This is a genomic window from Mesorhizobium sp. M1322, assembly GCF_040318085.1.
In the GTDB taxonomy this organism is placed as follows: domain Bacteria; phylum Pseudomonadota; class Alphaproteobacteria; order Rhizobiales; family Rhizobiaceae; genus Mesorhizobium.
On the sequence record NZ_JAMYLP010000121.1, the window covers coordinates 1 to 13,066 of the forward strand.

Genomic DNA, 13,066 nt, shown 5'->3' on the forward strand with positions numbered 1-13,066 from the left:
AGCTGTCGCGAGGGCAGACAGCAATTCGCCTCCGGTTATAGAAGGGTCGCGTTCGGCAAGGGCCAACGCCGGCGGAACGTCATATGCGCTGGCGTTTGGCCCGCGTCTCGACGGATTACCACGTCGAGTTCAAGACCTTCTTTTATTCCGTGCCGCACAGCCTCATTCGCCAGCAGGTCGATCTGAGGGCAACGGCACGCACCATCGAGATCTTCCACCGCGGCAAGCGCATTGCTGTCCATCAGCGCCGCTATGGCGGTTCTCGCCATGGAACCGATCCGGATCACATGCCTAGCTCCCACCGGCGCTATGCCGAGTGGACGCCAGATCGCTTCCGTCGCTGGGCCGCATCCGTCGGCCCCGAGACGGAGGGCTTGATTGTCGCAATCCTCGCCAGCCGCCCACATCCTGAACAAGGCTTTCGAACATGCCTGGGTGTCTTGCGCCTGTTTCGCGATGTCACACGCGATCGCGCCGAAGCTGTGTCAGCCCGCGCTGTCGAGATCGGTGGCCTGAACTGCAAGAGCATTGCCTCGCTTCCGCACCGACTGCTCGGCGACGAGCCGCTCCACCATCTCGTTCAGCGTGATGTCCTTGCGCTCCTCGATCAGCCCGACGATGAAGGCGTCATGCGCATCGAGGCTGGAGGTGCGGCGGCGGCCCTGCGGGCGTAGCGCCAGTTCGCCGATCTTCGCCCGCAATCCAGCGGATCGCGCTGGACACTCCCACGCCGAACCACGCCGCCGCTTGCCGCGCCGACATGCCCTCGTCCGAAGCCTTCAAGACCCGCGACCGAAGATCCACGCTAAATGCTCTTCCCATCGTCAACCTCCATCGAGGTGGATGTTGAATCAGCACAAAACGCGGCCATCACATCACAATCGATTCATCGATCACCGGGCGTGCTCTAGAGCCAAGGATAGCGTTGCCAATCAGTGTGCGACAACGCCTTTCCTCGCATATCAAATTCAGCTTCGCAGCCGCCGGCCTGCACAGGATGCACCAGCGCGATGATAGAACGGTTCTCCTTAGTCCGTGACGCCTTTGCGTGATAACGCGCATGCGCCGTGCCAAAGAAGAAAAGATAATATGATGGCGCTGTAATCGATATTTCGCGTGTCCGACATTGACGTAGCGCGTGACACGGCACTCTTCCAAGCTCGAACTCGCTTCCTCCCATCAGAGAAGTCCGCAGAATCACCAGAGAGCACCTTCCACGGCACTGGCGCGGTGGAGGTCGGGCACGCCAAAGCACCGATAAATCGAGGTGCCCAATTGTCTGGCCAGGTATTAATATAAATTTACAAATCTGTGCGCCCTCAAAATCACCGAGAATGATACGTTCGCCGCAGAGTTTGAGGTCAGGCCAGTTGAAAATAGCTGATGGCCATTCACGCTCGGATCACTGCGCAACACGCAACGCCGGGGGTAATAGCCAATGGCAACACGAGCACTCATCCTGGTTGAAGGCACAAGGGGTAGCGGTCTGCCATACGTACAAACGGCCCTGCGTCTTGGGCTTCATCCAATTGCCTTGTCGGCTGATCCAGCTCAGTATGACTATCTTGCGACGGAAGGAGTTGAGGCAATCGGTGTTGATACAGACAATCTCGATGCATTGATCCGCCAATGTTCCCAGCTACGTGCCACGTATGACATTGCTGGCATTACGAGCTCGAAGGAGTCGGTCTATGCAACAGTTGGCAAGCTCTGCCGGTATTTTGATATACCGGGACCCAACCCAGCGTCGATTGAACAATGCTGCGACAAATTCGTTCAACGTCAGCTCCTCGCGGAGGCCGGCGTTCCAATACCTGCTTATCGCGTGGCAGCGAATGCGGCGGACGTAGAAAGCTCCGCTGCGGAGCTCGGGCTGCCGGTGATTGTTAAGCCAGCCGTAGGCAGTGGCAGCATGGGTGTCCGATTGTGCCGCAGCATCGATGAGTTGGCAGAACATACGGCCTATCTGTTGAACGGGAAGCACATATGGCGCTCTCCGCCGAAGGTACTGGTGGAAGAATTCGCACAAGGCCCTGCGTATTACGCTGCAGTAATGGGACATGAGGTCGTTGGGATTGGCGCCGCTGACTACGATCCGCCACCGCATTTCGTCTATCGAGAGTGCACCATTCCGGCACTGCTGACTGATGAGGAGCATAAGCGCATCGCCGATGTCTCGCTGAGCTGTTTACCAGCTCTCGGCCTCGACTGGGGGCCAAAAAGTATTGAAGTCCGGTGGACCAAACGCGGCCCAGTCGTCATTGAAGTCAATCCGCGTCTTAGTGGTGCGCCAACTCCTCAACTGATCAAGCTGGCTTACGGTGTCGATCTCATTAGCGAGCACATCAAGCTCGTCATCGGCGATGAACCGAACTTGCGCAAAAGAGAATCACAGGTTGCGGCTGGGCGATTTCTTGTCGCTGATAGCGATGGCACCCTCGATTGGATTGATGGCGCGAGCCGGGCGGCTGCTGTAACAGGTGTCACCGAGGTCAGATTGTATGTGGAGCCTAAGGCGCCGATCGTCAGGAAAGGCGATTACCGAGACTGCATCGGACATGTCGTCGCCGCTTCACCCAGCCATGCTCAGACGGAAGCGATACTGCAGCGTGCCGTCGCCTCAATCGGTTGGTCGATAAAACCATTACCGACCGTTGACGAACGGGAAAAGCCTGGGGGCCCCTCACCCTAAAACCAGCGCAGGTGACGCGTGATTGTCGCCGAACATTGGTGCAATTGAGATCACTGAATGGAGGGCGACGGCGTGCGTTCTAGTCTAGCGTTTCCATGCTCTTCAATACGGCGAGCGCACCATTTACTTCGAACGCAATCTTTCTGTCCGACCTACGCATTCAGTCATTCAGTCCGCCCTTGGCGGCGTTCTTCTTGTGCCACGACTCGAAACTCTTTCCGATCGTGTTAAGTTGATTACCTTCACAGGATTGGTTGCTTTCCGCTCTGCCGAGATCTGTTCGGCGACAATAATACGCTGGCGGCATGGCTCGCGCAGATTTTAAATGTCGAGCTTCCTCATTCTGCCTTCGACCTCTTCACGGAAGGTCCCCACCACCGCAACCCGTTCGCCTGTTGACGGAGGTATGGTCCATCACCCGCGAGACAGAGGCCGTCGCCGCTCATTCCCGCACTCGCCGTAGGTTCGGGTGGCAGCGTGACAGAGTTGATGGCAGCAAAAATGGCCATGGACGCGGGCTGCAAGTCCGTCATTCCGAAAGAAAGGTACCCGTTCGCGGCCATCGAGAAGGCCGAGGCACTGGCGCGGTCTATACCAACTATTAAGCCCGAGCGGAGCGGCATGTATGGTACGGCCTCCGCTTTGCAATTCCATAGTGAGCTCCTTTGATGGTACGGGGACGCTGCCGGCGTTCTTCTGCTCGTAATCAATGTGATGCACTGAAAGAGGGTTCGTGTATACTGCTCACAGGCCATTGATGATCTGATGCGTCTGGAGGGCCCGCGCTTGCCTATCGGTATGAGTTTGGGGCCAGGCGGCCGCGGCCTCGCCGCTGGGTTCGAGGGTCGCGATCTCGTCAGCCGCTGCCGACCATCAGTCTACGCTACCGCGCCGTCGGGTCTCGATGATTTGGCGTGAGATCTCGCGCAAGAGAAGCACCAACGACGTGCGACTGCGCCGCATCGTGCATTCGGCCTAAATTTAGCGCCTCGTATCCATCCATGATGGCTACCGACCAGAATGAAGCCACTGCCGGGGAGCTCGCGTTATCGTGCTTGATATCCGACACTGCGCGCGCTTAGGGAACGGCGTCCCCAAGCCATCCTCGTCCAGACCGCCTCCCCCGCGGGCTCAATCCTTCTGAGCGTCAGCGGGTCCTGACTGTCAGCTATCGGCCATCCGTCAAGGTTCGCAAGCCAATGATTGTTGAAGACCGTGTCCTGATAACGATAGCCCTCGTCGGGCAGGATTACGGCCGTCGTGGCCCCGGGATTATTACGTGCATACCATTGCGCTGCCAAGGCGGCCGCGCCGCTCGTCGGTCCCATGAAAAGCGCATTGTCTCGATGCAGCTTGTGGGCAGCGGCAAAGGCCGGGAGCGCTCCGACCCAATGCACCTCATCGATTATTTCATGCTGGAGATTGTGTGGCAAAATCGAGTTCCCGAGTCCACGCAGCTGACGTCTCCCAGGAGAATGGCCGAAGAGCACACTGCGATGGGTGTCAACGGCAATAAGGATCAAATCCGGAAACACCTCTCTTAAAAAAGCGCCAGTGCCGCAAAGTGACCCGCCGGATCCGACGCAGCCGACCAGGCAATCGACATGCCCGATCTTGCGTACCATCCATTCGGCAAGTCTGCCATAGGCCAGCCGATTATCAGAATTGTCGTACTGCCTTGGCCAGAATGTCTCCGGGCGGCTTTTCAGTATTGCATTAAGCTGTTGGAGTCGCTCGCGTTGTGCACCGGTTCCTTCTCGATCATCGATAACATGAACGGTGGCGCCCAGAAGTTCCAGTCGGCGCCTTAGCGTTTTGTCAATCAGACTAGAGGCGCTAACCAGCGAGAGATCAAAGCCGCGCACCGCCGCCAGCATGGCGAGCGCCAGACCGAAAGTACCAGAGGTGGTTTCAGCAACAGGGCCGCCGAGTTGAAGGTGGCCGGCGGTTTGTGCCCGTTCGAGCATGTAGCGGGCCGGGAGCAGCTTCATCAAAGGGAAACAGGCCGCGAACAGATTAGGCGCCAAGCGTGCGTGGCGCGGCTGTTCGTAATCCGAAAGAAAATAGTCCACGCGGCTCACTGTAGGAGGGTTCCGTCAGAGTTAACCGTAAAGATCACTATCTCGTCGAAGCCGGCCTCGGAGAGCGTCCCAGCCAGTACACGGGCGCGATCTGCAACGCGGCGTTCATTCGCATCGAAGAGCACACCCAACAGCGTGCCGCTGTGGGCGACCTGAATGCCGCACGCGGCATGTGCCTTTGCCAACTCCACTACCGCCCTTAAGTGGGGTTTCGCCAGATAACGCTGGCTGATATGTGCACTGGCAGTGGCAACGCGACCGATAAGACGGGGATTCTGCTGTAGGACTGCCTGAAATGCCAGGCCACGGAGAACCCGGAATTGCTCGATCTCTTGGCTGTCATAGTGTGCTGGCGGAAGGCTGACTGAGTCGATCGGACGGGCGCCGCCGATTCGAAAACCGACAACAGCAAGCGGTGGAATCTCGCCGCCGAAATGCTCGATAACGCAACCTTCGCGTTGGGCGAACAGCACCGCCTGATCGTCATAAGCGGTGGCATCACTCGCGACCTCGGCTTCGACCGCCAGCCGACAGATTGTTGAGCGGCACAGCGTAGCACTGGTCGCTGCGACCACCGCGCGGATAGCAGCCAGGACGTCAGCCGTCGACGAACCATACCCGTGACCGACTGGAATATCGCTCTCCAGGATCAGCTCTCCTCCGACACCGGCAAAGCCCAGATGCTTGAGCGCCAGTTCCGCCGCACGCGCTGCCTTCCTTCGCTCCAGCGGTCGCGTGCGAATGTCCCCCTGTTCTCCTGGCCGAAAGATGACCTTCGATAGGCGAGAGGCGAACGGGAGGGTGATAAGCCCGCGATGGAGCCTTCCATCCGCTCCTTCGAAAACACCCTGGAGGAGCTCGCCGTGATGGGCCATCGCGCGGCCAATCCCGACCTGAAGCCGACGCCCTGTTCCGTTGTAAGTGCCGTTGGGTCTTTGGTCAGATCGGCGTCCCTCTGCTAACAGCTTGTCCAGGACCATCGTATGATCATTCAGAGGATGATCCATGTTCGAGCCCGGATCAGAGGACGGTTTGTCTATTTGGGGCATTTTCGACGTCCACATCCAGAACAGTGCGATTATTCGATCGCCGTATCTGGCCCCTATACCACGCAATTCGATCCGGGCTTGTGAAGCTTTGGTAAAAGCCTTTGCAGCCAAGTTCCGAAGGCACGCAGTTTTTCGTCGGCGGAAGGCACCCTATGGCCGGCCAGTTCATTGCTTGCTCCTGCTGCCGACAGCACGGTGTAACTATCAAAGCCAGCGAATTCGTTGGCAATCGCTGTTCTGCGCGCAGAGTCGTCAGCCGAGGCAAGATAGCTCGTATCTGGTATCGGCAGCTTCGATGTTAGACGCCAAATGACTGCCAGTTTCCCTGCCTACCTTCTGAAGGCCCTTGACGGCACCGGCGATATCGGCACTCGAATGTGCGGCGCACATCACGCGGATGCGCCCCCTTTGGCACTACGGGTAAGGGAAAGCCGATCATAGAGAGGCCGCCCTTGAGGGCCTTCTTCTCGGCCATCCTGTTGCGGTGAAGAGGTGTGGCCTCTAGCACTGGCGAAACCCCGCGCTTGCCTGATGTGTACCCCCCAACGCTCTCCAAGCGCCTTGCCGGGCGTACGGGTGATTATGTTGACGCCGCAACCGCCGAGCCGCGCCCATGCCACGAAGCCGAACCGCATTGCTATCGTCCACTGCGACCATGGGACCATGTTTCTCCGCTAGATGTGATCTCGATGAGCTGCCGTTACGCAGCTCCCGAAAGTCGATCAGGCGCGCCTCGGCGGGCGTCGCCCTGGATTTGTGGACTGAACTTATACACCGCCGTCCTCCGCTGCTAAGAAACCAGCAGTCGGAAGACGAGCGCGATCCATCAAGGCGCGGCAGCGTTCTCGTAACGTGCGGAGTTGCCGATGAAGAACGCTTCATTGCCTATCGTCCGCGGAACTAGCTGGGTTGACGTCAGCGGGGCCCTACAAGCCCGAGCGCGTGATCACCCCTACTCAGTCGTGCGAGATCGAACTCGCCGATGGCAACAAGGTCTTGAATTTCCGCGCCAACAATCATCTCGGCCTCGCCGACTTGGATATTTCGGACGATCAAAAAGCCGCTCGGCAAATCGATCTCACATGGCTGATTTCCGCTCACGGATAAATGACAGCAGTCGACCATGCCGGATCATCGTGCTTTTGCCAGTAGAGATTCATGAGTTGACGAGTGACAAGCCCGACGCGCCCATTGGCGATCGCGTCGTCGTCGATGCGTGTCACGGGCATAATGCCGCCGGCAGTTGAGGTGATGAACACCTCGTCAGCCGATTTGATCTCAGCACGACTAACATCAGCCGCCGTGGCCGAGAGTCCGATCTCGGCGCAAAGATCGAACACAGTCCGGCGCGTAATGCCAGGCAGTACCCCAAAAGAGGGTGTCCGCAAGGAACCGTCCTTGACAACGAAGACGTTGAAACCGGGCCCTTCCGCAATGTGGCCATTCATATCCAGGATTAGTGCTGTCTCCGCTCCCACGTCGTAGCCGTCGAAAAGCCCCTTCACCAGATCTAGCCAATGATAGTTTTTGATCGTCGGATCGACCGATTTAGGCGGGATGCGCACGGTCTCGCTGATTGCGACGTGCAGACCTCTTTCCAGCTGTTCCTTGTTGGCAACCGACCCAAAGGGAACAGCAAACGCAATGAAGCGGTTCTCCGCTTGACGGGGATCGCGGCTGAAGGTGGGCGATGATCCGCGCGTGCAGATCATCTCCACATAAGCCGATCTGTGCCCCGACAAAGCGACACAGGTTGTCAGGATCGATGCAAGTTTCTCTCGATCATAGGGCAGCTTCATCCGCAGCCGTTCCACGCCCCCGAAGAACCGGTCAAGATGTAAATCCAGCCGGAAGAACCTGCCACTCCAGACGTGTACCGTGTCGTAGGTGGCATCCGAGTGCAGGAACCCCCAATCCAGCACGGAGATCTTGGCCTCGGACATTGGCAGGTATTGCCCGTCCATGAACGCGATCCCCTGCGGGTAGCGTCGCCGATCAACGTGATGCTCATCGACAGTTGGAAGAACAAGTAAGAGCTGCGTCATCGTTCTACCTTTCCGATCTGGCAACTTGTTCAGGCTCAAGGGGTTTCGCCAGATCATGCGCTTGAAAACGTTTCGTATGCTGATCACTACCGCACCGGCAATGTTGACGTGGAAGTCGCGACATTGGACACCAAATTCAGATCACCGGCGAGTTGAAATGGTCAAATGTCGGGTGGAAGTGAAATGATTCCCACAGACAGCTGGGCTGGCTTCCAGTGTCCAGCCAAAGGTTCCACCTTCGGTGTTCAAACACAGTCGGCTGCCATGCGTCCGGCCGAATAGGCAAATTCAGGACGTCATAGGTCGAGGCCGTCCAAAAGGCGCCCTTCTCGAAACTGGCCTGGGCAGCGAACTGCGCGCAGGCCAATGGGCTTGCGATCCTCGCTCATCTGATGCACGTCGGCAGTCGCACAGCTCAGTTACTCAGTTACTATGGAAACACGTTTTTATCCTCACTCGGGATCGGCGTGACAGCGGGAGCCTGGCTGCCTAAGAAATGGGACATCCTGCTCCTGCTTCGGGCGGCTCCTTCGGGCAGCACCTAGCTCCGCCGATCCTGACAGATCGCCGCCCTTGTGCACGGCTTGTTGTCGGCAGGCCCAAGTCCGCTCTACGGGACGACGCCTCCTCGCGGGTGTCTAAGCGCTGAGCGGTTGCTCCTCGGGCGTCGGGCGAACGGATCTCCCCGCAATGAACTTTCCTGGCCAGCGGCGGCTGTTAGATCGCAAAGCTTCCCAAGGGGAAAGTCCAATCCAAAGCTGGACCTGCACTGGCGCTGCAAAAAAGTGGCCGCAGCTTCGGCGCAACTCCGCGAGAGCTACACCGGGATGCGCGGCTCAAACTTGACACGATCGAGCGCGATCATGCTCCTGAATTTTCGGACATTGGGGTTGGTATAGATCTTTGTCTTGACGAAGACGTCAAAGGTCTCGACGTCCTCGACCACCACGATGAGGACGAAATCGGCGTCGCCCGTAATCAGGTAGCATTGTGTAACCTCCTTGGCCGCACGCATCGCGCGCTTGAACTCGTCGACAAGGTCAAGACGCTCACGGTCGAGCTCCACCGTGACGACAACGGTGAGAGATTTGCCAACCGCCTTGGGATCTACCAGCGCGATGTCCGCAATGATTACGCCTGCCGAACGCAGCTTGCTAACTCGACGCATGCATGATGCAGCTGAGGAACTGACAAGTTCCGCGAGTTCCGCAAAAGAGAGCCGATTGTTCTGTTGCATGGCTCTAAGAATTCTTCGGTCGAGGTCGTCCATCGCGCGATGCCAGCCGTTGTTTAAGGCCTCCATAATGGCCCAGATTTCTGCGCTTCTTACTTTATTTCATCCTCATGCGTGAAGCCGTATTCGCAGATCTTGGTTCAGCAGCACTGGAACATGCGCGGCATTCGTTGCGATGCGCGGGACAGGCATGCTGGCCAGTGTGGTCGCCGCGCATCTCAATGTGCTTGGCAACACTGTTTGCTTTCGAGAAGCTGCAGAAGGATGCAGTTATGACAGCGAACCGCTCATGGGGTATGAACTGGGTCCCGCCTGGCCGCACCGTCCTGAGCAGAAATGAAGCGCTGCTACGCATGGACAAAGCCGCGGGCATGCCTGAGTTCGGAGAACCTCCTGTCGACGCGCTTCAACGTAAGCTGCCCTGCGGACTGCTTTGGTCTGACTAACGCCAGAAACCGAACATCGTACCGTCGCGACGAGTTGGCGAGGCAAGCACTGGCTGCACTTTGGATCAGGCCAGGCATTTACGGTGCACCTTAACGCCGCTGGAAGGCACCAGCCCCACTGCGCTGGAGAAGCTGTCTGGCGCCGCTGCAGCTCAACGTCGACAGGATGGACCCCGCAGCACCAAGACACAACGCTGGCGGTCCTCTCGCATCTGCCGCACATCATCGCCTACAACATCGTCGCCGCGGGGGCGCCCGCACTTCACTAGCCGCGGGCATTAGACGCGGGCATTAGAATGGTTGCCGTTTGTGCTGATAGATCGCCGCCGATGCGGGCCGCGCTTGCGGGAGGCGGCGAAGCGGTTGCGCCAAGGAAAGTGCGCCGCCGACGCGGCACCGATCCGGCTGCCATGGAAAGTTTCCCTCGGGCGAGTTCCCGCACTACGCGCGACATTGGCCTCCCGCAAGACTTGCGCAGATATTTTCGGCTGCCGGTGGCGAACATGCTGCCGAGCTTGGTTTCAAAGTCGTCGCCCGCGGGCCTCCACACCAGAAGATCGTTTCGCCTCAAGGTTAGCGGCTCGGCCGGCCCGCGGAAATCGGCGCGAGTTGGGCTCATACAATCAGGTAGTTATGCGATAGCGGCCGCTACAGCGGCGCTTACGGTTGGGCTCCTCGTCGCAACTTCGACAATGTCGGACATGTGGCACAACGCTGTCACAGCAATCGCGCTGTTGCGAAACGATTTTCCCAGTTGGCACGACAGATGCAGTCCCACGACAGATGCAATCCTATGCGCAAAAGCACTGCGACGCCGCACCGACTGAGAAGAACCCACCTGATGATCACGTTTTTCGAACATACGGGCGCCGCCGCAAACACTCAGCGTTCCGAGCAGACGGAAGCCATTGCGGTTTCATTCCTCTGGTTGTCCGGACATGACCGAATTCGATTTCCGGCCAACACTGAATGCATGATGACCCCCATCTTTGGCTTGAAGATGTAGAAGGCGAACAGGCACTTGTCGCAGCCATATCGACCGGGCGAACTGGATGGTGACGACCGGCTACAAGGAACTGTTCGGCGGCTGACGCATGGCTGGAACTGTCACGTTTTCAGATAGTCCCGATTCCTGAGCGCGCGCCGGAGAGACGCGCCAGATGCGGTCGCGGAGGTGATCGCCAGGATCCGTCCAGTCGGCGTGGACGCGCCTTCCCCGATCAGCACTCAGCGATCTCGCGATGTCCAGGTCCGGCGAGCGATCCGTCGAGGCCCCGAAGAATGAGTTCAATCGGGGGCCGCGTTTGTTGGCGGAAACAAGCGGGCAGGCAATTCGCCGTAAGCACAAAGGGCATTGAGGCACTCGAGCGCCCATAGGCGACGCTTCAAGGCCGCCGCGCACGTGAAGCTAACTTGTCAGTGAACCGAAAAACCCGAATGGGCCAGGCGCCCAATTGCCTGCCTGGTGGTCGTCACCCCAAGCTTCCGGCGAGCGTTGCCCAGATGAAAGGCGGCCGTGCGCTGCGTGATCCCCAGGATGCAGCTGATCTCCCAATCGGACTTGCCTTGTGCTGCCCACTGCAGGCACTCGTATTCGCGGGGCGTCAGCAAGACACCATCGATCATTCGATCGGCGGACAGTTTGCGGCGAACAACATATGAAAACAGGTCGCGATATACGGGAGACCTTCTTCGTGGCGTTCTGCGGCGCGGAAAAATGCAGCGTCGGGCTTGTCAGCGGCAAAGGTTATCGCAGCAAAATTCCCTCGGCGGTCGATAATCGGGATCGTCATGCCGCAGCAGATGCCAAACTGCGCCGCTTCTTCGAAAAACCTGATCCCCTGAAGCCTCCTCGCCGCTCAGAACGGATCCCCATCGAAACGGGCATCCGCCACCGCGTGTGCACGCATAATGACCGGGTCAACACTCTGATACCGGTTCTCAAGATAACGTGCTGTCCAGGGCGCCGGATAATTCGAGATCAGCGTGGGTTTGCCATCAGACCGCGGGGGCAAGGAGAGATAGGCAAAAGTGAGTAGATCGAGTCCAGAGGCGACATCGGCCAGGGCGCCGCGGAGATCAGCCTCATCGACGCTTTCTGAAAGCCGTTCCAAGAATCTTTCAAAGACAATTTGCATGTCCTTCGCCACGCCTTGATGTGTTTTTTGTCGTCGCCTTGACGTGTAGGCCGCAACTGTTCAGCCTACCGCTGGCCGCGGCCTATCTCGCCGGCACTGGCCGGCATGTGACCACCGCCTCCACAGCGGCACCAGCCGTTGCCAACCGCAGTTGCCGCGGGACGTCTTAATGTGCATTCCGAGCGAGCGTGCGCAGGGGCAGATGGCTCGGGGTCGGCCGCTTGATGTACTTCGCCAACGGAGGAAGTTGCAACGCGGGGCGGCAGTAGCTTGGAGGCGGAGATGCGGATGCTCGATTTGTCATACGGATATCTCGATGTGTCATGCCGATATACGATCACCCTGCTGCTCAGGCCTTTGATGAGGCAATGCAGCCACTCTCATCCAGCATTTTGAACATGGCCCGCCCTGGGAGGTACACCAACACGGCGCGCCGCGCTTTAGGGTCGCTGCCACGTGGCGACCAGTCAGCGGCGGCAGGTTATTCGATTGCGAGGGAGTTCGCGCCTCGACTCCGCAACGGTTGTTCTTTTGTTGGGGCACATTCCACATGCAGCCCAGTGAGTGCACGGAAGGGCGGTCGCTTCCAAGATTCCCCACCTTACCCGGGCGCCAAGGTTCCATCCAGGTCAAGCCGGCAACAATCCAACGATTTCGCCATGGTCATACCGCGCCCTCAGCTTTAAGCGCGCGATAGGTCGTATCGACTGATTTCGCGGTTGCATCGACGACGATGTCGATCTCTTTTCGGGTAATGATCAGAGGTGGAGCGTAGCCGAGGATATCGCCGTGCGGCGTAGCGCGGCCGATGACACCATTCTCAAACAGGGCAGAGGCGACGCGCACGCCGACCTGAAGTCCGGGTTCAAATGGTAGCCGTTCCTTAGGCCCCCGCATCAGTTCCACGGCGGATAGGATACCGACGCCGCGAACCTCGCCAACAATGGGATGTCCCTCCAGTTCGGCTTTCATGCGGGCCTGCCTGTACGGTCCGACATCCCGAACGTGTTCCAAGATGTTTCTTTCCTTTAGCAATTTAATATTGGCAAGCGCGGCCGCCGCGCAAAGCGTGTGACCGGAATGTGTCCAGCCATGGCCGAGTGGGCCGTGCTTTTCCGTTCCTTGTTCCAAGACCGACCAGACGCGGTCGCCGATAATTGACCCGGAGATGGGCAAGTAGGCTGAACTCAACCCCTTGGCGATCGTTACGAAATCCGGACGCATGCCATAGAGGAGGTGGGAACCGAATTTCTCACCGGTTCGAGCAAAGCCGCAGACCACTTCATCGATGGTCGACTTGCCGGCGCCGGATTCGCCGATCAGTCCCAGCACCTTACCGCGCTTCAGGGCCAGCGACACGCCGTCCACAATGGTGACGTCA

Annotated in this window: 7 protein-coding genes and 4 pseudogenes; 3 read left to right on the plus strand and 8 right to left on the minus strand. The window is 58.5% G+C overall.

Annotated elements, in window-relative coordinates; all coding sequences use genetic code 11:
• Nucleotides 1–83 precede the first annotated feature (83 nt).
• Nucleotides 84–203 (plus strand): annotated as a pseudogene (locus NKH12_RS30645) (Mu transposase domain-containing protein); the annotation flags it as partial.
• A gap of 318 nt (nt 204–521) precedes the next feature.
• Here NKH12_RS30645 and NKH12_RS27620 read toward each other — a convergent pair.
• Nucleotides 522–822, minus strand: a pseudogene (locus NKH12_RS27620) (helix-turn-helix domain-containing protein); the annotation flags it as partial.
• Nucleotides 823–1,438: 616 nt separating this feature from the next.
• Here NKH12_RS27620 and NKH12_RS27625 point away from each other — a divergent pair.
• A complete protein-coding gene (locus NKH12_RS27625) occupies nt 1,439–2,692 on the plus strand; it encodes an ATP-grasp domain-containing protein (RefSeq protein WP_352956050.1) in 1,254 nt (417 codons plus the stop codon).
• A gap of 1,046 nt (nt 2,693–3,738) precedes the next feature.
• Here the strand turns inward: NKH12_RS27625 and NKH12_RS27630 are convergent.
• From NKH12_RS27630 to NKH12_RS27650, 4 genes are all read right to left on the minus strand, one after another.
• Nucleotides 3,739–4,764: a PLP-dependent cysteine synthase family protein gene (locus tag NKH12_RS27630; RefSeq protein ID WP_352956051.1), complete on the minus strand. Its 1,026-nt coding sequence runs from the start codon at nt 4,762–4,764 to the stop codon at nt 3,739–3,741.
• Between the two features lie 5 nt (nt 4,765–4,769).
• Entirely contained in the window at nt 4,770–5,822 is a 1,053-nt protein-coding gene (locus NKH12_RS27635; RefSeq protein WP_352956052.1) for a GHMP family kinase ATP-binding protein, read from the minus strand.
• Between the two features lie 1,097 nt (nt 5,823–6,919).
• On the minus strand, nt 6,920–7,867 hold the full coding sequence (locus NKH12_RS27645) for an aminotransferase class IV (protein WP_352956053.1): 948 nt from the start codon (nt 7,865–7,867) through the stop codon (nt 6,920–6,922).
• 817 nt (nt 7,868–8,684) lie between these two features.
• Nucleotides 8,685–9,137: an Lrp/AsnC family transcriptional regulator gene (locus NKH12_RS27650; protein WP_352956054.1), complete on the minus strand. Its 453-nt coding sequence runs from the start codon at nt 9,135–9,137 to the stop codon at nt 8,685–8,687.
• 494 nt (nt 9,138–9,631) lie between these two features.
• Here NKH12_RS27650 and NKH12_RS27655 point away from each other — a divergent pair.
• Nucleotides 9,632–9,789: pseudogene (locus NKH12_RS27655) on the plus strand (prephenate/arogenate dehydrogenase family protein); the annotation flags it as partial.
• 1,174 nt (nt 9,790–10,963) lie between these two features.
• Here NKH12_RS27655 and NKH12_RS27660 read toward each other — a convergent pair.
• The 3 genes and pseudogenes from NKH12_RS27660 to NKH12_RS27670 all read right to left on the minus strand — a co-directional run.
• On the minus strand, nt 10,964–11,173 hold the full coding sequence (locus NKH12_RS27660) for a helix-turn-helix domain-containing protein (RefSeq protein WP_352956055.1): 210 nt from the start codon (nt 11,171–11,173) through the stop codon (nt 10,964–10,966).
• Nucleotides 11,170–11,685 (minus strand): annotated as a pseudogene (locus tag NKH12_RS27665) (autoinducer binding domain-containing protein). Before NKH12_RS27665 ends, NKH12_RS27660 begins: the two are co-directional and overlap by 4 nt.
• A 663-nt stretch (nt 11,686–12,348) precedes the next feature.
• Nucleotides 12,349–13,066, minus strand: a 718-nt coding sequence (locus NKH12_RS27670; protein WP_352956056.1) for an aminotransferase class III-fold pyridoxal phosphate-dependent enzyme, incomplete at its 5' end; no start/stop codon positions are given.

Coding starts and splice junctions, on each gene's coding strand:
- NKH12_RS27625 (WP_352956050.1), top strand. CDS start 1,439: ATGGCAACACGAGCACTCATCCTGGTTGAAGGCACAAGGGGTAGCGGT.
- NKH12_RS27635 (WP_352956052.1), bottom strand. CDS start 5,822: ATGCCCCAAATAGACAAACCGTCCTCTGATCCGGGCTCGAACATGGAT.
- NKH12_RS27650 (WP_352956054.1), bottom strand. CDS start 9,137: ATGGACGACCTCGACCGAAGAATTCTTAGAGCCATGCAACAGAACAAT.
- NKH12_RS27645 (WP_352956053.1), bottom strand. CDS start 7,867: ATGACGCAGCTCTTACTTGTTCTTCCAACTGTCGATGAGCATCACGTT.
- NKH12_RS27660 (WP_352956055.1), bottom strand. CDS start 11,173: ATGATCGATGGTGTCTTGCTGACGCCCCGCGAATACGAGTGCCTGCAG.